17 protein-coding genes are annotated in these 22,690 nt (G+C 66.6%); 11 read left to right on the top strand and 6 right to left on the bottom strand.

Annotated features, from left to right (window positions below; translation table 11 throughout):
* The first annotated feature begins 86 nt into the window (after positions 1-86).
* The 4 genes from UC35_RS06530 to UC35_RS06515 all read left to right on the top strand — a co-directional run bounded on the left by UC35_RS06530 (position 87) and on the right by UC35_RS06515 (position 3,352).
* On the top strand, positions 87-548 hold the full coding sequence (locus tag UC35_RS06530; protein ID WP_061497350.1) for a cupin domain-containing protein: 462 nt from the start codon (positions 87-89) through the stop codon (positions 546-548).
* A 25-nt stretch (positions 549-573) separates the two neighbouring features.
* Positions 574-1,080, top strand: a complete 507-nt coding sequence (locus UC35_RS06525) for a DOPA 4,5-dioxygenase family protein (RefSeq protein WP_061497348.1) — start codon at positions 574-576, stop codon at positions 1,078-1,080.
* Positions 1,081-1,137: 57 nt separating this feature from the next.
* Entirely contained in the window at positions 1,138-2,514 is a 1,377-nt protein-coding gene (locus tag UC35_RS06520; RefSeq protein ID WP_061497346.1) for an amidohydrolase family protein, read from the top strand.
* Positions 2,515-2,833: 319 nt separating this feature from the next.
* Positions 2,834-3,352 carry a CHRD domain-containing protein gene (locus UC35_RS06515; protein WP_061497345.1) on the top strand — a complete coding sequence of 173 codons (519 nt, stop codon included), beginning with the start codon at positions 2,834-2,836 and terminating at the stop codon, positions 3,350-3,352.
* 42 nt (positions 3,353-3,394) lie between these two features.
* Here the strand turns inward: UC35_RS06515 and UC35_RS23450 are convergent, their stop codons facing one another.
* Positions 3,395-3,736 (bottom strand): TrbC/VirB2 family protein, encoded by a 342-nt coding sequence (locus UC35_RS23450; protein WP_145979357.1) that lies wholly within the window; start codon positions 3,734-3,736, stop codon positions 3,395-3,397.
* 263 nt (positions 3,737-3,999) lie between these two features.
* Here UC35_RS23450 and UC35_RS06510 point away from each other — a divergent pair, with 263 nt between their 5' ends.
* From UC35_RS06510 to UC35_RS23445, 3 genes are all read left to right on the top strand, one after another.
* Positions 4,000-4,815 (top strand): bile acid:sodium symporter family protein, encoded by an 816-nt coding sequence (locus tag UC35_RS06510; protein WP_061497342.1) that lies wholly within the window; start codon positions 4,000-4,002, stop codon positions 4,813-4,815.
* 490 nt (positions 4,816-5,305) lie between these two features.
* Positions 5,306-5,749: a hypothetical protein gene (locus UC35_RS06505; protein ID WP_061497340.1), complete on the top strand. Its 444-nt coding sequence runs from the start codon at positions 5,306-5,308 to the stop codon at positions 5,747-5,749.
* A 488-nt stretch (positions 5,750-6,237) separates the two neighbouring features.
* Positions 6,238-7,674 carry a WD40/YVTN/BNR-like repeat-containing protein gene (locus tag UC35_RS23445; protein ID WP_162493031.1) on the top strand — a complete coding sequence of 479 codons (1,437 nt, stop codon included), beginning with the start codon at positions 6,238-6,240 and terminating at the stop codon, positions 7,672-7,674.
* Between the two features lie 806 nt (positions 7,675-8,480).
* On the opposite strand, the gene UC35_RS06490 is transcribed toward UC35_RS23445, so the two are convergent.
* Complete coding sequence (locus UC35_RS06490; RefSeq protein WP_061497334.1) at positions 8,481-9,356, bottom strand: glycosyltransferase family 2 protein; 876 nt, start codon at positions 9,354-9,356, stop codon at positions 8,481-8,483.
* Between the two features lie 102 nt (positions 9,357-9,458).
* Entirely contained in the window at positions 9,459-10,934 is a 1,476-nt protein-coding gene (locus UC35_RS06485) for a M48 family metalloprotease (protein WP_227820476.1), read from the bottom strand.
* 155 nt (positions 10,935-11,089) lie between these two features.
* Between UC35_RS06485 and UC35_RS06480 the strand changes: the two genes are divergently transcribed.
* Positions 11,090-11,644: a GNAT family N-acetyltransferase gene (locus tag UC35_RS06480; protein WP_061497330.1), complete on the top strand. Its 555-nt coding sequence runs from the start codon at positions 11,090-11,092 to the stop codon at positions 11,642-11,644.
* A 91-nt stretch (positions 11,645-11,735) separates the two neighbouring features.
* Here the strand turns inward: UC35_RS06480 and UC35_RS06475 are convergent, their stop codons facing one another.
* The 3 genes from UC35_RS06475 to UC35_RS06465 form a co-directional block, all read right to left on the bottom strand.
* Entirely contained in the window at positions 11,736-13,013 is a 1,278-nt protein-coding gene (locus tag UC35_RS06475) for a DEAD/DEAH box helicase (RefSeq protein ID WP_061497328.1), read from the bottom strand.
* On the bottom strand, positions 13,010-13,237 hold the full coding sequence (locus UC35_RS06470; protein ID WP_061497326.1) for a hypothetical protein: 228 nt from the start codon (positions 13,235-13,237) through the stop codon (positions 13,010-13,012). The genes UC35_RS06475 and UC35_RS06470 overlap by 4 nt, the downstream gene beginning before the upstream one ends.
* A gap of 508 nt (positions 13,238-13,745) precedes the next feature.
* Complete coding sequence (locus UC35_RS06465) at positions 13,746-14,021, bottom strand: hypothetical protein (RefSeq protein ID WP_061497324.1); 276 nt, start codon at positions 14,019-14,021, stop codon at positions 13,746-13,748.
* A 227-nt stretch (positions 14,022-14,248) separates the two neighbouring features.
* On the opposite strand from UC35_RS06465, the gene UC35_RS06460 reads away from it, so the two are divergent.
* The 3 genes from UC35_RS06460 (at position 14,249) to UC35_RS06450 (ending at position 22,621) form a co-directional block, all read left to right on the top strand.
* Positions 14,249-15,958: an ABC transporter ATP-binding protein/permease gene (locus tag UC35_RS06460; protein ID WP_061497322.1), complete on the top strand. Its 1,710-nt coding sequence runs from the start codon at positions 14,249-14,251 to the stop codon at positions 15,956-15,958.
* 182 nt (positions 15,959-16,140) lie between these two features.
* Complete coding sequence (locus UC35_RS06455; RefSeq protein ID WP_061497320.1) at positions 16,141-19,509, top strand: GH36-type glycosyl hydrolase domain-containing protein; 3,369 nt, start codon at positions 16,141-16,143, stop codon at positions 19,507-19,509.
* A 1-nt stretch (position 19,510) separates the two neighbouring features.
* Complete coding sequence (locus tag UC35_RS06450) at positions 19,511-22,621, top strand: discoidin domain-containing protein (RefSeq protein ID WP_227820474.1); 3,111 nt, start codon at positions 19,511-19,513, stop codon at positions 22,619-22,621.
* Positions 22,622-22,690 lie beyond the last annotated feature (69 nt).

Genomic DNA, 22,690 nt, shown 5'->3' with positions numbered 1-22,690 from the left:
GACACTATTTATCGAATTGGTGCAACGACCTACATTGTTCGCACCGGTCCCGATACCCGGTCCGGCAACGAACCCAGGAGAGCGTCATGAGCGGCGAATTGATCAAGGTAGGCCAACTCGAGATCCGCTATCTCGTCGATGGTGCGGAAACGGGCGGGTTGGGCGTGTTCGAGATGACGGTGCCGGCGGGGGCCATCGTTCCCCCGCCACACAGCCACACCGACAACGAGGAGTGCGTCTACGTCCTGGAAGGCCTGCTCCGCTATTCCGTCGACGGGGTATCGCGCGACCTCGAGCCGGGCGACTGGATGTCGACGCCGCGGGGCTCGACCCATCACTTCATCAACAAGACCGATGCCGCGGTGCGCGCGCTGGTCATCATGACGCCGGACATCGGGCCGCAGTACTTCCACGATGTCGGCGCCGTCGTGAACGCGGGCGGGCCGCCTGATCGAGTGAGGTTGGCTCAGGTGATGGCGCAATACGGACTGGTTCCGGCGCGGCCGCCGGCACCGGCAAACCAGCCGGTCGAGCAGTTCCCCGGCTGACATGCCGCAGAGACGTTATCCCCGCATGTCAACCAGTCTTGAGGCGTTGCGGCGACACCGCGCCATCCACGCCGATGATCCGGAGTCGCACCGGGTGTGGCTGTTCCACTCCCACGCGTACTTCGATCACGGCGTGCCGGAGCGGGTCGCCGAGGCCCGTGCGTTCATGGATCTCGTCATCCGGACTTTTGCCGGGACGGATCACCTGGAGGTCCATGGCTTCACCCCATTCCCTGCAGGGCCGCACCGGTGCGGCAGCTTCGAAGTGTTGTTCACACGTGAAGCGTTCGCCGACTATGTGTCGTGGCTGATGTTCTCCCGGCCCCCCGGGCTCGACATCCTCGTCCATCCGCTGACAGGCTCGCAGTTGCTCGACCACACGCGACGCGCCCTCTGGCTCGGCACCCCGCTTGCGATCGACTGCGCGCTCTTGAAGGAGGCCGACGACAGGCTCCTCGCCGCCGGACGAAGCGAGGAATCGATCATCGAAGGCACCAAGACACACGGGCGCTGGGGTGGCCGCTGCCGTTGACGGTGACGAGGTGCGTGGTGCGGTTTACGATACCGGTCCTTGGCACGAGGAGGTCCCATGCGACACGATTCCGATGGCCGCCGCCTTCCCATCAAGCTGGACTCGACCTCCAACGGCGAGGTCGCGCCGATGCCGCTGGAGCGCGTGCACCTGCACGCCAACGCGCTCGCGCACCAGGCGGCCGACGCCAACGCGAAGCGGCTCGGCCTCTCGCGCCGGCGCCTGCTGGTCTCCGCGGCGGGCGCGGCCGGCACGCTGCTCGCCTTCAACGAGGCCTACGCCGCGGCCGGGCGCACCGGCGGCTTCTACGAGATCGAGCGGACGGCGGCGCTCGACGTCGAGCAGGCGGCGCAGCGGCTCGGCTCGCGCGAGTTCATCTTCGACGTGCAGGGCCATTTCGTCGGCAAGAACTGGCAGGGGCGCCACGGCCTCGGCGGCGTCGACCAGTTCGTGAAGGACGTGTTCCTCGACTCGGACACTGACATGATGGTGCTTTCCTTCATCCCGTCGCGGCGCGAGAACGAGTACCTGCCGATCGCGGAAGCCGCCGCGGTGCAGGAGATCGTGTCGCGTCTGCCGCGTGGCCGGCGCCTGCTGATCCACGGCCGCGTCAACCCAAACCAGCCCGGCGACATGGAGGACATCGACGCGCTGGCCAGCCGATGGAAAGTGTCGGCGCTCAAGTGCTACACGCAATGGGGGCCGGACGGCCGCGGCTTCTACCTCACCGACGACATCGGGGTGCGGATGATCGAGAAGGCGCGCAGCGTTGGCATCCGGAACATCTGCGTGCACAAGGGCCTGCCCTTCGGCCGCCAGTCGTACGAGCATTCGACCTGCGCCGACATCGGCCGCGTCGCGAAGATGTTCCCCGACGTGAACTTCCTGGTCTATCACGCGGGCTACGTGCAGACCGCGAAGGAAGGGCCGTACGACCCGACGCGCAGCGATGGCGTCGACCGGTTGATCCGCTCGGTCGAGGAAGCCGGCCTCGGCAAGGGCAGCAACGTCTACGGCGAACTCGGCAGCACCTGGCGGATGCTGATGCGCGACCCCGACCAGGCGGCGCACGTCGTCGGCAAACTGGTGAAGCAACTGGGCGAGGGCAACGTGCTGTGGGGGTCGGACTCCATCTGGTACGGCTCCCCGCAGGACCAGATCCAGGCGTTCCGCACCTTCCAGATCTCGAGCGAATACCAGGAGAAGTTCGGCTACGCGGCGATGACCCCGCGGCTGCGGGCGCGCATCTTCGGGCTCAACGGCGCGCAGGTGTACGGCCTCGATGTCGAGGAAGTCACCCGCCGCGCGGCCGCCGACGAGATCGGCCGGGCCCGTGCCGCGTACGAGCCCGATCCGCACTTCCTCACGTTCGGGCCGAAAACCCGGGCGCAGTTCCTGCGGTTGCGCGCCGCGCACGGCAACCAGCCGGGGTAGGGGTGACCTGGACCACGTGGTCGCCCTGGTTGAGTAGCGAAGCCGGAGATAGCGCCAACTTCTCCTTGGCCCGGTCGACCTGAAACTCGCTCGCCTGCTCATCATCGAGCAGTTGGGCAGTTGGTCGATGCCAGCGCAAAGGACTATCGAAGGATTTCACTGCTGACTCGCAGGGGTAGCCCGAAGGGGTCATTGACACCTATGGAAGCAGCCGCTCCCATTCCCGTAGCGGCGCACCTCAATCTCCAGGACTCCGTTCGCCGAACGGTATATCGATGAGGTGCGGGCGAGGACGTGCTTCAGTACGAAAGGAGTGAACATGAACAAGCTTGCGGTTGTGACGGTGTTGTCCGTCGTATTGACCGTGCCCATCGCAGCCCGCGCTGAGCGTATCCGAGCCACTCTTACTGGCTACGAGGAGGTGCCCTCGGTGTCCACAGTCGCCAGCGGCGAGTTCGTGGGCATGATCAGCCGCGACGAACAGTCCATCGACTACCAGTTGACCTACACCGAACTGCAGGGGACGGTGACACAGGCCCACATCCACGTGGCCCAGCCGAGCGTGAACGGCAGCATCGTCATCTGGCTTTGCCAGACGGCGACGAACCCCGGTCCGACAGGGACCCAGCCCTGCACGCCCGGGTCCGGCACCCTGACCGGGACGATCACGGCCTCAAACGTCGTGGCCGGAGCCACCACAAGCCAGCAACTCGCGGCAGGCGAGCTCGCCGAGGTGATCGCCGCCATGCGAGCTGGCGCCGTCTACGTGAATGTGCACACGAACCTGTCGCCGGGCGGCGAGGTTCGCGGGCAGATCCGCGCTTCCAACCGCCAGTAGTTTTTCCGTTCTGCCGGTCGGCTGCAGCCGTTCGGGGCTAGGTCAGCGCCGTGGCTCGAACTTCGGCGACGCAAAGACTGGGGCGCTCGGCACCATGCTTGGCTCCGTGGTGGCAGCCTTTCCTGCGTCCTTGCAGTAGCCGGGTTTGCACAGGGTGCCAGACGAACCGGCCACACATACCAACCTGCCAGCAAAAATGGTGTACGTGCCAGTCCTGCCCTTGTTGTCTCCTGCGGTGACGGTGCAAGGCGAGTTGAGCGCAGCCTTAACGTTTTCACCGATGGTCGCTTGGGCAAAGGCAGGCTCGGCCATTCCAAAGCTGAGGGCTGCGACAGCCGCGAACGCCAGAGGAAAGCGGCGCGTCGAGTTGGTCTTGAAGTTCATGGCGGTTCTTCTCCTTGTTGGGCGATGAACGCGGACCGGATGCCCGCCTTCGACTTTTGGGTTGCCGCCGGACCACGAACGGTTCAAAGAGATTTCGCCCAACTTGGAGCAAGTGCGCCGCGGCATGGCGCGGCACTAGAAGACTCACGAGTGCGAGCAGGCGTCAGCAGGCCATCAACGCTGGGTTGGGGTAGTTCCGGGTGATCTTGCTGACGTCTATCTCTACCATTGCGTAGACGTTCACTGAGACAAAGATCAAAGACATGGGCAACATTTCGGTCGCCAACGTGCTGCTGCCGCTCGCACTCGCCTTCATCATGTTTTCGCTCGGCCTGGGGCTGCGGCTGGACGACTTCAGCCGCATCGTGCGACAACCCACGGCATTCCTGATCGGCGTGGTGTGCCACTTCGTGATACTGCCGCTCGTGTGCTACGCAATGTTGGGGCTATGGGGCCTGGGCGGGGCGTTCGCGGTAGGCTTCATGATCCTTGCGGCCTGCCCGACAGGCTCGACGTCGAACTTGCTCACCTACATCGCGCGGGGTGACGTCGCACTGGCGGTGAGTTTCACCGCGGTGGCGAGCGTGATGACGATCGTCACGTTGCCGATCGTCGTGGCCTGGTCGCTGCAGCACTTCATGGGCTCATCCCGTGCTGTGTCAGTGCCTGTCGGCATGATCATGGGCCAGGTTTCGCTCATGCTGGGCCTGCCGGTTGCACTGGGGATGCTGACTCGCCATGTCGCACCCGGCCGCGCCGAGCGGCTGGAACCCCGCGCAACGAAGATCGCGACACTGCTGTTCATCGTGATCGTGATCCTCGCGGTCATCAAGAATTGGGCCGTGCTGAAGGCGAGCTTCGGCGAGCTGGCACCCTTCGCCATCGCGCTGAACGTGACGATGCTGGCTATCGGCTTCGGCGCCGCGCGCCTGGCGCGCCTGCCGCAGCGGCAGGCCGTGACGCTCGGGATCGAGACGGCAGTGCAGAACGCGACGCTTGCGCTGGTTGTCGCAAGCACAATGCGGAAACTGGATCAGGAGAGTCCTGTCAGACAGCCTGTAGCCGACTCGATCGGCTGAGAGGCCAGACTTACCGTCAAGTCCTTGCTCGGATGCCCCGATGTCTGCTTTCGGCGGCGGAAGCGGTCGCGTGCTCAATCTGTTCAGAAATCTGGGTTTGGCACCTTTGGCGGGTCCCGGCTGCACTCACCCATACTATTCCGATTGGTTGGTGCAACTGGATGTCGCTTTGGGCCAGGATCATGTTGGCTTCTTGGGCGCGGAGACGAGTGGAATGGCGCCGGAGGGAACGCCCACAGTGAATGGCGGACCTGGGCAAATGCCAAGGCAATACTGGCATTCCCCCTCCACTTTCCCAGTGAGGGTGTTCGACTAGTCTGCGCGATGTTCGGGCTTCAGCATGCGGAGCTTGGCCAGTCAGTCACCGTTCCCTCGCCTAGTCTCGAACCGAGGAACGCTTGCCGTGAGCGGGGGGTTCCGTAGCCTGACCGCGGTCCAAGCACGCCTACTGAATGAAGCTGGCTTGGTGACGCACCCAAAATGGCGGTTTATGTCCCTCTACCGCATCCTAGAGAATGGATATCTAGCAAACATCAAAGCCACGCTAATGCAGGACTTTGAGGCTGACGCTGTTAGGGCCCTGAAGGATGCCCAAGCGAAGGTTAGCAACGAAGTCAACCAACTTGTCTCGCTTGCAGACGTGCTTCACCTGGATGCCGATTTCGACGCTTTTGGTTCGGTCGTAGACGGGCTGATCGCCGCCAATAACCAGTTCATGATCGCGCTTGATCGGAACGCAGCTGGCGACCAGCTGTATCGGTCAGCAATCCCACATCACAAGAGCGTCCTTAGGTTCTACAAGCTCCGCTGTGCAATCGCCCATGCTGGCACATCCAGCGTTGTTTATGAGCAATTCATAGATGCCGATGCAGCTGTGACTACGTTGCTACCCACGACAGAGCTCATTGCGCTCAAGTGTCTGAAGATCAGCTAAAACATGATGAGACCAGCGACAGCGGCAAGTTTCGCTGGTGCCGTCCAGACGAATCCGCTCGCCACAGCGGTCGGGATTTGACCGGGGAGTCGCTCCTTTCGCGGTTTCGGACATGAGCCGCCGAGCTTGAGGGGAGGCAGCGCGAATGGGCAAAGTACACTGATGAGCTAATGCGGAATTTCCGGGTGAGCTCGACTGTCACATGAGGCAAGTCTCACGCCCTCCGCTTAGATGTAACGAGCGGAATGAGAATGAGCATGTCCCAAAACGAATGGCGTCCCAACCAAGCTGTTCCGTGCCGCACTCGCGTCGTGGTGAGCTGCACACTCTCGGCATTGTGGCTGGTAGCGTGCGGAGGCGGCGGAGGTAGCGGCGATACAACGAGCCCTCCAGTGGCGCTGGCACCAGCGCCCGCACCCGCACCCGCACCCGCACCCGCATCCGCATCCGCATCCGCACCGGCACCGGCACCGGCACCAGGACAACCAGTGCAGGTCACTGCCAACACGCAGTTGGCAGTCAACACCAGCTACAGCGTCACAGCCCCCATCCAAGACGTTGTAGGTCCGAAACGTGCAACAGTGACGCTCACCTTGCCCGCGCTGGCCAGCCTCAACGACACCGTGACTATCAGCGCGACCAGCACCTCGTGGCTTTGGGCCATCGCGCAGAACGCCGGCCAGAGCATTCTCACATCGGGCATGAACGGCACGGCGCCACTAGGCACGGTATGGCAAGCGCGGCTGACGTCGAGCTGGTCTTGTGGGACCCCGTACCACGGTGGACCCGCGTATTGGTATCCGTGTATCGCGTATAGCCCCATCACGAGTGTCTCGTCGGACGCCACGGGCGACGTGCTGATAGCCGACGCTGCGGTGGGAGGGTCGGATAGCGCATACGTGCTCAAGGTATCGCGTGATGGCGGCCACACTTGGACCGCGGACAACAGCCCGAGCGGCGGGGGCTGGATTTCTTCAGACATGACCCCTAGCGGCAGCCGCATGGTGGCCGTGCAAGTTGGAGGCGGCATGTTCACGTCCACCGACTTCGGCGCCACCTGGAACCGTCTGGCCGATCCGCTGGTGGACAACACGGCGGGCTTGAACTTCCAATCCGTGACCATCGCGGCAGACGGCCAACATTTAGCGGCCGTCATCGCGCCGAACTCGGACACCACCCCGACGGGGCGCCTCCAGGTCAGCAACGACGGCGGCACGACGTGGATTGCAGCCAAGCTGCCGCCGGGCACATACGAGTGGCGCAGCGTGGACAACTCGGCTGACGGGCAAGTGATCGTGGCCGTGGCCCAAACATCGGAAACGTTCATTTCAATCGATGCCGGGGCGACCTGGAAGCCGCTGCCGGTCGTGCTCACCGGTGAGACCACCCCTCGGCTTGAGCCTTGGTACCGGGTCAAGATGACGGCTGACGGGAACACAATCGCACTCGTGGGCAGGGTCGCTGCAACGTGCGCGTCGACCGACGGCCCCCAGGGCAGCGGGGTCTTCTTGTCACACGACCGCGGCGCGACCTGGACGCGCCTCGGGGGGCTGCGCAATTACGCCAGCGTCGCGATGAGCAGCAACGGCAACATCATTGCCGTTGGCAGCACCTCCTGGTCTCGCTGTGACGGGACCGAGTTGGACTCGGGGAGCATGCTGATGTCAACGGACGGGGGCGCCACGTTCGCACCGCTTACCGCCCAACCTGCGAGTGCTCTTGCCATGTCTGCAGACGGCAACATGCTTGCGGCAGTTGCCGGCAGCGGCCTCTCCGCGAGCGTGGACAACCGCACCTCTAAAGGAACCTGGGGCGGGATCACAGCAGGCGAGCGCGAGCCGAACGACAGCATTACTCTGAAGTTCATCGGTAATGGGCAATGGGCGGTGCAGAACTCAACGGGCGGTCCGTTCACCATCCGCTGATGCGCGGGATGTCCGGTGGTTCGACTCGGAGGGCATCCCGTCGGCGCGGTCTTGACTGTTAAGCTCAGCTGACGGCCGACATCACCTCAGCGTGGCTCAGTCCAACCCTGAAGTCCCCGTCCGGCGTCAAAGGTTGCATCACCTCCCGCGGGGTATACCCAGCGGCTAAAACTCGGATAGACGTTGACCTGCTGTGGCTCACCCAAAATGGAACGTACGTCGCCCTCTGTCATACCCCGCGTAAGGGAACGCCAATTCTCTCGATGCCGCCAACCGTCCGGCTGTCTGGATGCGGGCTTAGGGGCGCTGACGGATGACGCGGGCTGCGCAACTTGCTTTTCAAGCTGCTCGACGCGACGTTCGAGCTCGCGAACCCGATCGTCCAGGGATTGCGCAAACGCTGCGGCGCAGGTTACGGTGCCGACTAAGACGACAGCTACCCATTTGACCATTTCGACTCTTCGGTCCGCTTGACGACGTTGGACTCGATTGTGATCGATCAAGCCACATGAAGTGAGCTATCCCGCTGAGAAGGCACGTGGCCGCGTCAAGTGGCCCGGTCGAGCTATCATTGAAGCCATCCAAACCGTGAACCAGACCGTGTAATCGCGAGCGTTCCCGGCGACCTTTTCCCTCTGGAGGGCGGCGTGGCAGGGCTTGTCCCGTCCACTCCGCCAGAAGTCCGCTCTTTTGGAATAAGCGGGGGTCACCGACCAGGACTCGCGTGGGTGTCCCTTTGTCTTCGCCGATCGCCAGCTCGGCACGGGCTTCGACCGCCGGCGGCAGGGAGCTTCTCCTCGCCCCCTTCAGCTCGCGGCGGCCACCTCGTGAACTCTCGGGTGGCCGTGTTTTTCCCAGATATCGTTGGCCAGCGACAGCTCCTTTCCTGCGATCCAGCGCTCAAAGCTCTGGACACCTGCGTCTTGAAACCTGCGGCTCACCTCCAGACGGTACTCGAACAGTCGGGCCACTCGCTCCCGGCCGGCTCGACCAACGGCGTCCAGTCCGATAGCGCGCGGGTTGTCGCGGGCAAGTTTCGCCAGCCGCAGGTAGGTATCCTGGAAAACGCCTTCCTTCGTCGACGCCGCGGTTGAAGTCGGTGAGACCACCTGGCAGTACCCGAACGGGACCACTGGGGAGGGACCGTGCCTGGCCAGCAAGGTGGCCGCGTGCAGGGTGTCCTCGCTCAAGAAATCGTAGTACGCGACCTCGAGAGACCGGTGCGCCATGGGTCGCACCGAACAGGCAGCAATTGCAAACCTCTCGATGTCCAAAGAGGCCTCCATCGGCGGAACCCTGATTGGCTGCAGGTCCTGGTCCACCGGGTTGGACCGGCCAAAAGCCAGGCCGCGCCTCTCCGCCTGTTCAAGCAGGGCCCCAAGGTATCCCGGTTGCCACAGGTCATCGTGGTCGAGGACCGTAATGAAGTCTCCCTTGGCCTCATAGAGGGCTCGGTTGCGAGCGGCGCCCGGACCACTGCGCACTGCTGCAGAAGGGATGACCTTCACCTCCCGATAGCGATGCGCCAGCCGACTGTAGTCCTGCCCGTCGTCTGGTGCCACCAGGATCTCCACGGCAGGATGGCCCTGTTCAAGTACGGATGCGATCGCACCCTCGATCAGCAGCGACGCCTTGTAGGCCGGAATCAGGACCGAGACAAGCGGCTGCGCTTTCTGGAGCATTTCTTATTGGAGTCGACAAGGCAGGCGGGTACTGCTAGGACAAACAGCGATGCGGATTTGATTGCGCCGTTGTCGAAGTCGCAATGGCGATCCTGCCCGAGCTCATTTCACCACCTTGACCGCTTGCCCGGGCTTTGGATCAGCGCCACCACCGTACACGCCATTCATCAGCTTCAGCTGCGCCTCGGCCCTTTCCGCCGGCAGGGGTGTCGACTTCGCCAGCTCGCCGAAACCCCCGCGCGGATAGGGCACCGCCTGCACGCTCCACGGCCTGGCCGCCGCGCGGTCGGCCGGTGACATGGGGCGAAAGGAGGACTCGGCTTCCATCAATCCGGCCTGGGCACGCTGGCGCGCGTCGGCGTTGCTGGCCGCTTGCTGCAGCCAGTAGGTACGCCCGGCCGGGCCGCTGACCAGGGTCAGCGCGACCTGTCCGGTCTGCCCCTGCTGGTTGCGAACCGTCCCCGAGAAATGAGTGGCGGCCAAACCATGAATGGTGCGTCGGTCGATCCGGCCGTCGAGCGGCTTGAGAACATTGCGGATCACCTCCTCGTGCGTGTTGCCGGCCTTCGGTGGCACGAGGCGCACCACCAGGCCCGCGTCGCCGGCGGCATTGACGAGCGCGATCGCCTCGGGGGCATTCTGGATCTGCCAGCCTTGCGGCGCCGTGAGCGCGATGCCTAGGCCCTCGTGATAGAAGTTGCGCCCCCGGACCAGTCCCTGTTCGGGACTGTCGCCGAAGGCCATGCCGGCGATGGCTTGCAGGTAGCGCGCGCGTCCGTCGTCGGCATAGCCTTCCTGGCTCTTGTACTTGGCAGCGAACGCTTTGATGTCGGCGAGCCTTTTGTCATTGGCCGGATGCGACGAGAGCCAGTTCGAGGCCGACGGCACCCGCCTGCCTTCAGCCTTGGCCATGTCGGCGGCGAACTGTTCCTGGCTCTTCAGCACCTGGATCACTTCGACCATGTTCTGCGGGTTGTAGCGGTTGCGCGTCAGGTACTCAGCCCCCAACTCGTCAGCCTGAGATTCCTGGTCGCGGCTGTAAGACGCGATGTAGCCCGCCGCGGCCGTCTGCGACACCTGGCTCGCGAGGCCGGTCGCGCCACCCACGCCGCCCGCCTCGAGCACGGCGCCAAGCACCGTGGCGGCGAGGACGCCGATGCCCGCAGTCTGTTGGCGCGTTGCGCGCTGCGCGCCGTGCCGCGCGGTGACATGGCCGATCTCGTGGCCCATCACCCCTGCCAGCTCGGCCTCGCTGTCGAGGTAGGCCATGATCCCGCGCGTGACGTACACGTAGCCTCCGGGCAATGCGAAGGCATTGATCTCGGGGCTGTCGAGCACCGTGAAGGTCCACTTCAGGTTGGCCCGGTGCGACTGCCTGGCGAGTTTCTGGCCCACCTCGTTCACGTAGGCCTGCAATCCGGGGTCCGCGTAGGCGCGGTACTCCTTCATCACGTCCTGATGTGCCTTGGCGCCTTCCTGGATCTCGGCGGCCTCGTCCATCGCCGAGAGCTCGGTGCGACCGGTGACCGGGTTGACCACCTGGGAGACGCAAGCCGACAACAGCAGCGCAGCCAGCAACAGCGGGCGAAAGGGATGCATGCTCATCTCTGACCTCCACCGGGCCCATCTTGGGTGCAGTGACTGGACCGAGGGTACCCCCTCCAGCCTAAAGAATGAAAGGGACTTCCCCGTCCTGGCCGGCGCGGCGGCGCCTCACGGTATGCTCGCGCCGGATGAGCGATCCCATAGAAATCACAATCCGCAGCGTCGACCGCTTCGAGGAACCTGCGTTCACCAGGATGCTTGACGCGATCCTGCACGATCCTGATCGCCAAATCGTTCGCGAGCGCCTGTTTGGCACGACTGCGTCAGCCCCGACCAAATCCGGAGCTCACCAGGTGCGAGTCGGCGCATTCGAGGGCGACGTGCTGGTCGGTTGGAGTCACGGCTGGTTGTTGCCCGGGGAAGTCCTGCACGTCGGGAACTCGGGCGTCCTGCCCGAGCATCGCCATCGGGGCGTGTACAAGCGACTGATGGCGGGCATCGAGGAAGAGGCGCGAGCACTTGGCTGCTCGCGCGTCGAGTCGCATCACCGTGCAGCCAACAACGCAGTCCTCATCGCCAAGCTCAAGGCGGGGTACACGATCATCGGATCGGAATTCTCGGCTGAGATGGGTCTCCTCCTGAAGATGTGCAAGTATCTTGACCCTCGCCGGGAGGCCGTGTTTGTCGCTCGTCTGGGAACCGTTGAAGGTGTGCTTCGGCGTTTCGGGACGTCATCCGCCTAGCTGGCCGTCGAGGGAGTCCGCTCCTGGCTGGAAGTGGCAATCCAGCCCGTAGACGCCTTTCGTCCTGCGCATGCAGCCCGACACAGCGATGTCACGAGTCGCCGCGATCCAGTTTCACCGCCCCGGCGGCGGCCGCCGCGCGCAACTTGTCTTTCTTGCTGGGTCTCTTTCCCTTGACCCCACCGACGCCTGCTTCGGCTGTGGCCTTGCTATCCGCTACCACCTCGACGGGTTCGAAGCCCGCCACCTGCTCGCGTTGCAGCGTCAGGTGCTGCCGCTTTTCGATCAGCCGAAAGTGCGCTTCCGTGCCTGCGCTCACCAGGCTCACGGCGACCCCGCTCGCGCCCGCCCGTCCCGTGCGGCCGATGCGGTGCACATAGTCGTTGGGTGAGCGCGGCAGGTCGTAGTTGACCACCACCTCCAGCCCGGGGATGTCGATGCCGCGGGCGGCGAGGTCGGTGGTCACCAGCACGTCAAAGCCACCGTCCTTGAAATTGTCCAGCACCTCGGTGCGCCGCGACTGGCTCAAGTCACCGTGCAGCGGTGCGGCGTAGATGCCGCGGTCGTACAGCTTGCGCGCCACGTGTTCGGTGGCGTAGCGGGTCGCGACGAACACCAGCACGCGCTGCCACCCGCCCTGCTGCACCAGGTGGCGCAACAACTCGGTACGGCGCCGCGCATCGACCGAGATCACCCGCTGGATGATCGCCGGCTCGGCGCTGGGTGGGGATGTTGCCTCGACTCGCACTGCGTCGTGCAGGAGGCTGTCGGCCAACTCCTGCACATCCGGCGGGAAGGTGGCAGAGAACAGCACGCTTTGCCGCCTGGCAGGCAAGGCAGCAAGCACACGCTCGCGCTCGGCGGCAAAGCCGAGGTCCAGCAGGCGGTCGGCTTCGTCGAGCACCAGGGCCTCGACGGCGTCCAGGCGCAGCGCATTGCGATCCAGCAGGTCCAGTAAGCGGCCCGGCGTGGCCACCACGATGTCGGCGCCGCCCCGCAGGCCCATCATCTGCGGGTTCACGGACACCCCGCCATGGAGCACTGCGACCTTCGGCGGGCGGGTGAAGAACGTGCCGAGGCGGCGGAACACCTCCCCGACCTGCGCCGCCAGTTCGCGCGTCGGCACCAGCACGAGCACGCGCACACGCCTGGGCGCGTGCTGCCGGCCGGCGACCAGCCGCTGCAGCAGCGGCAGCGCGAATGCCGCGGTCTTGCCGGAGCCGGTCGGGGCCAGGCCGAGCAGGTCCTGCCCGCCCAGCAGGGACGGGATGGACTCCACCTGGATCGGGGTGGGAGCGGCGTAGCCCGCCGCCTTGCACGCGTGCGAGAGCTCGGCGCAGAGCCCCAGCGACGCAAAGGTTCCGGTCATGGCGACCGGTGCAGCCGAGGCGCGGAGAGCGCCTGCTGGCTTTCGGCGATGGCGACATCGACGTCGCGCCACCTTCCTGCCAGCTGGGCGGCGGCAAGCGCTTTCTCCAGCGCCTGCAGCTCGCGCACGCTGGGCGCCACCTTGATCTGGGCGATCGCGGCCGCCGGGTTGCCGGCGCGCAGTAGCGCCATGACCTTCTCAGGCCAGGGAGAGGGGCGTGCCAAGACAGTTTTCCATGGGTGCAGCGAAGAGCGCATTGTCCGCCGACCCATGGAGGAAGAAGGCACTGGTGAGGAAACTCCTGTTCGGGCAGGCAGCTGGCTGATCTACCGCCTCCGATGACGTCAGCGTGCCCGTGAAGTCCGGATCCGGGCCAGCAGGGGCCCGGTCACCAGGCGGCTGGTGTGACGCTCTGCGTGAGTGGCCGGCGTTGCAGCTGGAGCGCGAGCGGGGAGTTGGGCGCCAGCCAACTCGAGGCCTGCATCAGCACATCGTTACCAAAAAGGCGAGCAGGCACGCGCGAGAACGCCTACAACTCGCGCCGCGCTGCGAAGGGTGCGGCTCTCGTTGGGCCCGCGCGCAGCGCGGGCGCTGCGGGGTCGCTCGGTTCACGGCTCGCCCCTTGTCGAGTCGGGCTTCGACCGTGTTGGCTGGCGGTGGTGTGTGTCTGCTCTTGCACCATACTCGCGGCGCCCACCAAGCCATCGGTACTGGTGCTCAGTCAATGGCTTGTCAGCCGCTTGACACCTTCTCCCGTTGCTTCACTGCTGGGGGTACCGCGCTCGGCGGTAACTTGCGTAGCCAGGACTGAGCGAAGTCGGCCTGGGTACCGAAGGCGCCGAACTCGGTCACGAGCCCTTCGCCATGGCAGCGCCATATACGTCCGTGCTCGCTGTGCTCGCCGCGCAACTCGCCCACCGTCACTTGCTTGCCGACGTTCGGCCCCTTGATTCCGAGGGCGCCGGCAATGACTTCGCAGCGATCGCCGGACTTGATCGGTTCGTTCATGCCGCATTGTCCTCCTGATTGAAGCTGACGAGCCCCGCGGGCGCTCACGCTCGCGGGATCCGATGTCCGCGCCGCCTAGGGCCTGTCCTAGCTCGAGGTCGAGCGCACTGCAGAAGGCAGCGCTTCGCCATCCTCGAATACTGGGATAGAGTGGCCACGATCTGGAATCCCGCGCTCAAGCAATCGCAACGCGTGCCATGGGTAGTCGGCCGAATGATCGGGGGAAGATGGACGAGAGCGATGGCTTTCTGCTCAACCGGCAATCCTGGTTGCGCTGGCGCGAGATGGTGAGTTCGTTCGCGCGCTCGCCGGAAGCCGGGAGTCGCGCGAAGCGCCTGTTTGTGGCATTGCTGGCGCTGCTGCTCGCGATCAACGGCCTGAATGTGCTGAACAGCTATGTCGGCCGCGACTTCATGACCGCGATCGAGCGGCGCAGCATGCCGGTCTTTCTCACGATGGCCACCATCTACGTGGCAGTCTTCGCGGTATCCACCGTCGCCGCGGTCGTCTACCGCTACACCGAGGAGCACCTTGCGCTGCTTTGGCGCGGGTGGCTCACGCGCAGACTCGTCGGCGAGTACCTGGAGGAAGGCACCTACTACTGGCTGCGCGAGAGCGGGATCGAGAACCCGGACCAGCGCATTGCCGACGACGTCCGCGCCTTCACGGCGACGACGATTTCGCTGATGCTGGTCTTGCTCAACACCACCTTCACGACCCTCGCGTTCTCCAGCGTGATGTGGTCGATCAGCCCCCTGCTGTTCGGTGTCGCGGTGGCCTACGCGGCGCTAGGCTCATGCCTGACTGTGCTGTTCGGTCGATCGCTGCTATGGCTGAATTACCGGCAGGCCGACCGCGAAGCCCATCTGCGGGCTGATCTCGTTCACTTGCGCCAGAACGCGGAATCGGTCGCGATGCTGCGGCGCGAAGGCCGCATCGGCGCCCTCCTGCGGCGCCGGGTCGACGACCTGGTCTCGAACGCCGAGCGCATCATCGGCGTCAACCGAAACCTGGGCTTCTTCACCACCGGCTACAACTACCTGATCCAGATCATCCCGGTGCTGATCGTGGCGCCGCTGTTCATACGGGGCGAGGCGGCGTTCGGCGTGATCACCCAGTCAGCCATGGCGTTCTCGCACCTGATCGGCGCATTCTCCCTGGTCATCACGCAGTTCCAGCAGATTTCGGGCTATGCGGTCGTGCTTGCACGGCTGTCGGCCCTGCAGGACGGAGCCGAGCAAGCGGCGGCGCCACGCCCAAGCGGCATCGAGATCCGGGAAGATGGCATGCAGCTCGCGTGGCAGGCGCTGTCGCTGCGCTCGCGACACGACGACGCCACAGTACTGCGCTCGCTCACATTCACCGTCCCCCCCGGTACACATGTGCTGGTGATGGGTCCGAACGAAGCGGCTCGCGTCGCGCTGTTCCGTGCGAGCGCGTCACTGTGGAGGGCGGGGGAGGGGCGCATCGTGCGGCCTGCGCCCGGCGCCATCCTGTTCCTGCCCGAGCGGACCTACCTGCCGCCGGGGACCTTGCGCGAAGCGCTGCTGCGCACCCAGCAAGAGCACGAGGCCGACGAAGCCCAGATCGGCGCGGTGCTGAGCGCCGTAGGGGTGGAAGACGCGGTCTCGCGCGCCGGTGGCCTCGAGGTCCAGCACGATTGGGACGACGTGTTCTCACTGGCGGACCAGGAGCGCCTGTCGTTTGCCCGCGTTCTGCTCGCCACCCCGCGCTTTGCCGTTCTCGACAGGCCCAGCAAGCTGCTCGGCGTCGATGAGACGGCGCGCTTGATCCGCCTGCTCGCCACGCGCTCCATCACCGTGGTCACGTTCGAGTCCGATGAAGCGCTCAGCACGTGCCATGACCAGTGCCTCACGCTCGAGGCAGGCGCGACGTGGAGCGCCCACTCCGTCCACCGCGAGACCTACACAGCATGAGCCGCCCGGCCGCTCCGAAGGCTCATAGCACCGCAGCCCGCAGGGCGGAGGTTATCCAATGAGCCGCCCGGCCGCTCCGAAGGCTCATAGCACCGCAGCCCGCAGGGCGGAGGTTATCCAATGAGCCGCCCGGCCGCTCCGAAGGCTCATAGCACCGCAGCCCGCAGGGCGGAGGTTGTCCAATGAGCGAGACAGGACCGCTGCGCCTGGCCAGCCCGAGTGGACTGGCGGTGGAGTTGAATCGGAACGGGTCGATCCGCCGCATCGATTACCGCGACGTGATCGTCAACGCCTTTCTCGGCAATGAAGTCGAGGGCGGTCCGGCCAATCTGTATCTGCGTCGCCACGGCGCGCACGTCGACTGGACGCCGTTGCTCGGCCCGCGCAGCCCCGGGCTGGTTCGGTTCGGCACACAGGGCCTCGCAATCTCTGGCGACTGGAGCGGCATCCGCTTTCGCGTGTCGCTGGTCCTGGCCGCGTCCGCACCGGCGTGGTTCTGGCACGTGGCGCTGGAGATCGCCGGCGATGGATCGGCCATGGTGGATCTCGTCCATGCGCAGGACGTCGCGCTCGCCGACTACGGCGCCGTGCGGCTGAACGAGTACTACGTGAGCCAGTACGTCGACCACACGCCGCTGGCGCATCCTTCGCGCGGGGCCGTGCTGGCGGTGCGGCAGAACCTGTCCGTAGGCGGACGCCATCCATGGCTGTGCCTCGGTTCCCTGCGGCGAGCGACAGGTTTTTGCACCGATGCGCTCCAGTTCCACGGGCTGTCCACGCGCGCCGGGGGGCCGCCCGCGGCGTTGCTGGCCGAGCGCCTGCCCGCAACGCGCCGGCAGCACGAGCATTCGATGGCCGTGCTGCAGGACGATCCGCTGCGGCTCGCCGCAGGAGAGCGCGCCACCCTCGGCTTCTTCGCATGGCTGGAGCCCGACCATCCTCATGCCAGCAGTGCCGCCGACCTCGGCTTCGTCGATCGCGCCCAGGCGCTGCCCGAGGCTGCCCCGCCAGGCGAGTACAGCGGCGCGGCGTCGGTGCGCGCCGCGACGCTGTTCAGCGATGCGTCGCTGCTCACCGCGGAAGAGCTCGATCCGGGCACGCTGGCGGCGCAGTTCCGCACCGAGCGCCGTGCCGTCGAGGAGGCGCACGGGCAGCTGCTGTCCTGGTTCACCGGTGACGGCGGGCACGTCGTGCTGCCGGCCAAGGAGCGCGCCAGCCTGCGCCCGCACGGGCAGATCCTGCGCACGGGCGAGCGCCTCGTGCCCGACGAAGCGTCGCTCACGACGACGGTGTGGATGGGCGGGGTCTTCCATTCGATGGTGACCCAGGGACACGTCAGCATCAACCGCTTCCTCTCGACCACGCACTCGTACCTCTCATTGTTCTGCTCGCACGGCCAGCGGGTGTTCATCGAGCGCTACGGCCGTTGGCATCTTCTCGGCGGGCCATCCGCCTTCGAGATGACCGGCAGCGGCGCACGCTGGCTCTACCGCCATGCGGATCTCCTGCTGGAAGTGCGCAGTTGGGCGGCAGTGGACCGGCACGAGCTGTGGCTTACGGCGCGAGTGCTCGAAGGACCGCCGTGCCGCTTCCTCGTGTCGCACCACGTGGCCCTGAACGGAGATGACGGTTCGCAGGCAGTCCCGGCCCGCTGGACCCGCGACGGACAGGCCATGGTCTTCGCCTGCCTGCCGGATTCCGACTTGGGCCGCCGCTTCCCGGACGGCACGTTCCGCATCGATGCCACGCGTGAGACTGTGCTGGAGCGCGTGGGCGGCGACGAGCTGCTGTTCGCGGACGGCCGGTCGCGCGGCCAGCCATTCGTGGTGCTCGTCACCGCGCCCAGCACGACGCTGGGCTTGCGTATCACCGGCCAGCTCACCGCCGCACCTCCCGCCGAGGCTGCAGTGGACCGGTATGCGGCAGACGCCGCCTGCGCGGAACGCTTCTGGCGCGGCATGACCGGCGAGCTCGTCCTGGAGCATCCCGGGTGCACGGACGTTACGCGCCTTGCGGCCATCCTGCCGTGGTTCGCGCATGACGCCTGGATCCACCATCTCGCCCCACGCGGCCTCGAACAGTATTCGGGCGGCGGCTGGGGCACGCGCGATGTGTGCCAGGGACCAGTGGAACTGCTGCTGTCGCTCGGGCGCATGCCGCCCGTGCGCGACCTGCTGTTGCGCGTCCTGCGCAACCAGAACGAGGACGGTGATTGGCCGCAGTGGTTCATGTTCTTCGAGCGTGAGCGCGGCATACGCGCCGGCGACTCGCACGGCGACATCGTGTTCTGGCCGCTGCTGGCGCTCGCTCGATACCTGCTCGCCGGAGGCGACGCGGCGGTGCTCGACGAGCAGGTGGCGTTTTTTCATCCCGAAGGCGACGCGAAGGCGCAGCACGGCAGCGTGCTCGCGCACGTCCAGCGCGCGCTGGCGCTGATCGACCGACGCGTGATCCCAGGCACGCGCCTGGCGGCGTACGGTCACGGTGACTGGAACGATTCGCTCCAGCCGGCCGACCCCGCGCTGGCCGGGGAACTGTGCAGCGCGTGGACCGTGACGCTGCACTATCAGACCGTGTCGGCACTGGCGCAGGCACTGCGCCAGTGCGGCCGCGATGCCCTGGCCACTGCGCTCGAGGCTTCGCTGGCGGGCATCCGCGAGGACTTTCAGCGGCTGCTCGTTGCTGACGGCGTCGTCGCCGGTCTCGCGCGCTTTCGGTCCGGCGGCGCGGTGGAGCACTGGCTGCACCCGAACGACGGCGAGACCGGCGTGCGGTACAGCGTGCTCCCGATGATCCATGCGATCCTCGCGAACCTGTTCTCCTCCGAGCAGGCCTCGCATCACGTGCAGCTGATCCGGAGTCACCTGATCGCGGCCGACGGCGCGCGCCTGTTCGATCGGCCCCTGCGTTATCACGGCGGCCTGCAGCGACACTTCCAGCGTGCCGAGACCAGCACCTACTTCGGGCGCGAGATCGGCCTGATGTACATGCACGCCCACCTGCGCTGGGCCGAGGCCCTGGCACACCTGGGCGATGGCGAGGCCGCGTTCCACGCGCTGCGGCAGGCGAATCCGGTCGGGCTGCGCGATACCGTTGCGAACGCGCGGCTGCGCCAGGCCAACTGCTACACGTCGAGCTCGGACGCCGACTTCGCGGATCGCGCCGAGGCCGCGGCTTCCTACGACGCGGTGCGCACCGGCGCCGTCGATGTCGAGGGCGGCTGGCGCGTCTACTCGAGCGGTGCAGGCATCGCCGTGCGACTTGTGCGTGAGTGCCTGCTTGGCCTGCGCCTGCAGCGGTCGGCACTGTGCATAGACCCGGTGCTACCGCGGGCGCTGGACGGACTCGTCGCGCGCGTGCAGCTGCAAGGGCGAGCCGTGACGGTGCGCTACCGCGTCGGCGCGTTGGGGCACGGGCCGAAGGCGCTGGCATGCAACGGCCAGCCACTGGCCATAGAGCGCGAGCCGCACCCGTACCGCACGGGCGGCGCCCTCGTGCCGATGGATGTGCTGCAGGGCGGTGACAACGTCATCGAAGTCGAGGTGGGCTGACATGGCTGACATGACGCCGAACGGTGAGCCGCTGGACGACTTGAGCGACATCTCCGGCTGGGGCGCGATCGTGTCCGGCCGGGCGCGTCTCGAGCTCGCGGCCGATGCCGGCCCGCCCGGCCACCCCGCGCTGCGACTGGACTACGACTTTCATGGCGGCGGCGGCTTCGTGGTGGCGCGCAAGCTCGTGGCGCGCCGGATGCCCCCGGCATGGGCCCTGTCGCTGCGCGTGCGCGGCGCCGCGCCGGCGAACAAGCTCGAGATCAAGCTGGCGGACGCGAGCGGCCACAACGTCTGGTGGTGGCATCGTGACGCCTACACGTTCCCTTCCGAGTGGCAGGCGCTGCGCATCCGCAGCAGCGAGGTGACCTTCGCCTGGGGGCCGGCCGGCGGCGGTACCTTGCGCGAGCTGGGCGTGCTGGAGATCGCGATCGTCGCGGGACCGGGCGGCCGCGGGACCGTGTCGATCTGCGACATCCGCCTGGAGGACCTGGCACCGGCCGGCCCGCCGCGGGTCGCTGCCTCGAGCGCGGCACCCGGCCACGCGCCGGAGCAGGCACTGGACCCATCGCCGCACACCAGCTGGTGTGGCGCGCCCGGCGACTTTCCCGCCTGGCTCGCGCTCGACTTCGGCCGGGAGCACGAGTACGGCGGCCTGGTGATCGACTGGGCAGGGGACGGGGCCCCACTATCCTTCGAGGTCCAGAGCGGCGACGACGGCGCCGCGTGGACGGCACTGGCCACCGCAACGCAGGCCGAAGGCGAGCGCAGCTACGTCTACCTGCCGGGCGGCGGACGCTCGCGGCACCTCCGGCTGCTGGTCCACGGGGTGGCCGCCGCCGCGCCGCCCGAGATCCGCCGACTCGAGTTGCGGCCCTTCGACTTCTCGCGCTCGCTCTCCGAGTTCTTCCACGCTGTCGCCGCGAGTGAGCCCCGCGGACACCATCCGCGCTGGCTGCATCGCGAGCAGTCGTACTGGACACCCACGGGCGCCCCGAGCGGGACGACGGCGGCGATCATGAACGAAGAAGGCATGCTGGAGCCCGAGCGCGGCAGCTTCTCGCTGGAGCCCTTCCTTTACGCGGACGGTACGCTGATCACCTGGGCCGACGCGCAGATCGGCGTCTCGCTTGAGCAGGGCGAGTTACCGATCCCGTCCTCCACGTGGCGCCACGGCGACCTGACCTTGACCATCACGGCGTACGCGGCCATCGAGTCGGGGCGGCCGCAGGCGGTGGCGAGGTACCGGGTTGAAAACGGCGGCCCCGCCGCACGGCGAGTTCGTCTCTTCGTGGCGCTGCGTCCCTTCCAGGTGTCCCCGCCCTGGCAGTCGTACCGTGGCATCGGAGGCATCGCGGAGATCCGGTCGCTCGCCTGGCAGGGCGGCGTGGCGCTGGTCAACGGCTCCACGCGAGTCGTGCCGCGTACGCCGGCCAGCGGCTTCGGCGCCGCGGCGTTCGAGCAGGGTGGCGTGATGCGCCACCTGGTGCGGGGTGTTCCGCCGCCCCACACAGAGATCGTCGACGCGCTGGGCTGCGCGTCCGGCGCGCTGCACTGGGATCTCGACGTGCCGCCGACGGCGAGCCGTGACGCAGAAATCGCAGTGCCCTTCCTCGAGCGACCGGCGCTCGGCCCAGTGACCGCTTCGGGATTGCGCGAGGACGAGCCATCGAGCCTCGACGAAGCCGTGGGCCATTGGTCGCGCAAGCTCGACCGCGTGCGCTTGCAGATCGGAGGAGACGGGTCGGAATGCATTCGGTCGTTGCGTTCCGCCACCGCGCACATCCTGGCGAACCGCGACGGCCCGGCTCTCCAGCCCGGGCCGCGGCGCTACACGCGGTGCTGGATCCGCGATGGCGCGACAATGTCCGCCGCGCTGCTGCGCATGGGCTGCGCCACCGAGGTGCGCGACTTTCTCGCTTGGTACGCGACCCACCAGGCCAGCGACGGCAACGTGCCCTGCGTCGTCGATCGCGACGGCCCGGACTGGTTGCCGGAGCACGACAGCCACGGGCAGTTCGTGTTTACGCTCGCCGAGTACTTCCGCTTCACGGGCGACCGCGACTTCACCGCGGCGCTCTGGCCGGCGGCGCAGCGCGCGATCGGCTACCTCGAGTCGCTCCTCGCGCAGCGCCGCACGCCGGAATTTCGCACACCGCAGCGACAGGCCTGCTTCGGCATCCTGCCCGAGTCGGTCAGTCACGAGGGCTATCTCGCACAACCGGTGCACGCATACTGGGACGACTTCTGGGCGCTGCGCGGGATCGGCGACGGCGCCGATCTGGCGAGAGCGCTCGGCACCGAGGGCGAGGCGGCGCGTCTTCGCGCCCTGCAGGGCGAGTTCGGCGGGTGCCTGTACGAATCGATCGCGGCGACCATGGCCTCGCACGCACTGAACTACATCCCCGGCTCCGTCGAGTGGGCGGATATGGACCCGTCGGCCACCGCCACGGCCATCGCGACCACCGATGCACCCGAACGCCTTGCGCCCGGCCCGCTCGCACGGACTTTCGACGACTACCTGCATCACTTCCGCAAGCGCCGTCGCAGGGAGATCGAGTGGAACAACTATTCGGCGTACGAGATTCGCGTTCTCGGCGCACTGGTGCGGCTCGGCCGCCGAGCGGACGCGCACGAGCTGCTGGAGTTCTTCCTCGCCGATCGCAGGCCGCCAGCCTGGAATCAGTGGCCCGAGATCTCGTGGCGCGACCCTCGCAGCCCGGGCCATCTGGGCGACGTGCCGCACGCATGGATCGGGGCGGAGTACGTGCTGGCGGTACTCGGGATGTTCGCCTACGAGCGTTCCAGCGACGCGGCACTGGTCATCGCGGCCGGCCTTTCCGACGCATGGCTTGACGCTGACGGTGTCGCGATCGAGGGCTTGCCAACGTGGTGGGGACCGCTGAGCTACACGCTGCAGCGCGACGGACCGGACACGCTGCGGCTCGACGCGCAGCCGGGGCTCGCGTGCCCGCCCGGTGGCATCGTCATGCGCCCGCCGCTGCCTAGACCGCTGGTGCGCGTGGAGGTCGATGGCAGGCCTCTCGACGCATTCGATCAGGACGGCGTCACCTTGCCAGAGTTGCCAGCACGCGTTGTGTTCCGTTGCTAGCATTGCCGGTTGCATCGACTCGCCGGCGCCTCCAGCATGATGCCCCTTTGGTCTTGTTTGCCAGGTTTC

The sequence above is a fragment of the Ramlibacter tataouinensis genome (genome assembly GCF_001580455.1).
Lineage (GTDB): Bacteria > Pseudomonadota > Gammaproteobacteria > Burkholderiales > Burkholderiaceae_C > Ramlibacter > Ramlibacter tataouinensis_B.
The sequence above is the reverse complement of the archived record's forward strand: the minus strand, read 5'-3'. Positions and strand labels throughout refer to the sequence as shown.

Excerpts from the sequence above, each read along its gene's own strand:
- UC35_RS06490 (WP_061497334.1), bottom strand. The coding sequence starts at position 9,356 with ATGCTCCAGAAAGCGCAGCCGCTTGTCTCGGTCCTGATTCCGGCCTAC.
- UC35_RS06475 (WP_061497328.1), bottom strand. The coding sequence starts at position 13,013 with ATGACCGGAACCTTTGCGTCGCTGGGGCTCTGCGCCGAGCTCTCGCAC.
- UC35_RS06465 (WP_061497324.1), bottom strand. The coding sequence starts at position 14,021 with ATGAACGAACCGATCAAGTCCGGCGATCGCTGCGAAGTCATTGCCGGC.
- UC35_RS23450 (WP_145979357.1), bottom strand. The coding sequence starts at position 3,736 with ATGAACTTCAAGACCAACTCGACGCGCCGCTTTCCTCTGGCGTTCGCG.
- UC35_RS06525 (WP_061497348.1), top strand. The coding sequence starts at position 574 with ATGTCAACCAGTCTTGAGGCGTTGCGGCGACACCGCGCCATCCACGCC.
- UC35_RS06520 (WP_061497346.1), top strand. The coding sequence starts at position 1,138 with ATGCGACACGATTCCGATGGCCGCCGCCTTCCCATCAAGCTGGACTCG.
- UC35_RS06505 (WP_061497340.1), top strand. The coding sequence starts at position 5,306 with ATGTCCCTCTACCGCATCCTAGAGAATGGATATCTAGCAAACATCAAA.
- UC35_RS06530 (WP_061497350.1), top strand. The coding sequence starts at position 87 with ATGAGCGGCGAATTGATCAAGGTAGGCCAACTCGAGATCCGCTATCTC.
- UC35_RS06510 (WP_061497342.1), top strand. The coding sequence starts at position 4,000 with ATGGGCAACATTTCGGTCGCCAACGTGCTGCTGCCGCTCGCACTCGCC.
- UC35_RS06515 (WP_061497345.1), top strand. The coding sequence starts at position 2,834 with ATGAACAAGCTTGCGGTTGTGACGGTGTTGTCCGTCGTATTGACCGTG.
- UC35_RS06480 (WP_061497330.1), top strand. The coding sequence starts at position 11,090 with ATGAGCGATCCCATAGAAATCACAATCCGCAGCGTCGACCGCTTCGAG.
- UC35_RS06455 (WP_061497320.1), top strand. The coding sequence starts at position 16,141 with ATGAGCGAGACAGGACCGCTGCGCCTGGCCAGCCCGAGTGGACTGGCG.
- UC35_RS06460 (WP_061497322.1), top strand. The coding sequence starts at position 14,249 with ATGGACGAGAGCGATGGCTTTCTGCTCAACCGGCAATCCTGGTTGCGC.
- UC35_RS06450 (WP_227820474.1), top strand. The coding sequence starts at position 19,511 with ATGGCTGACATGACGCCGAACGGTGAGCCGCTGGACGACTTGAGCGAC.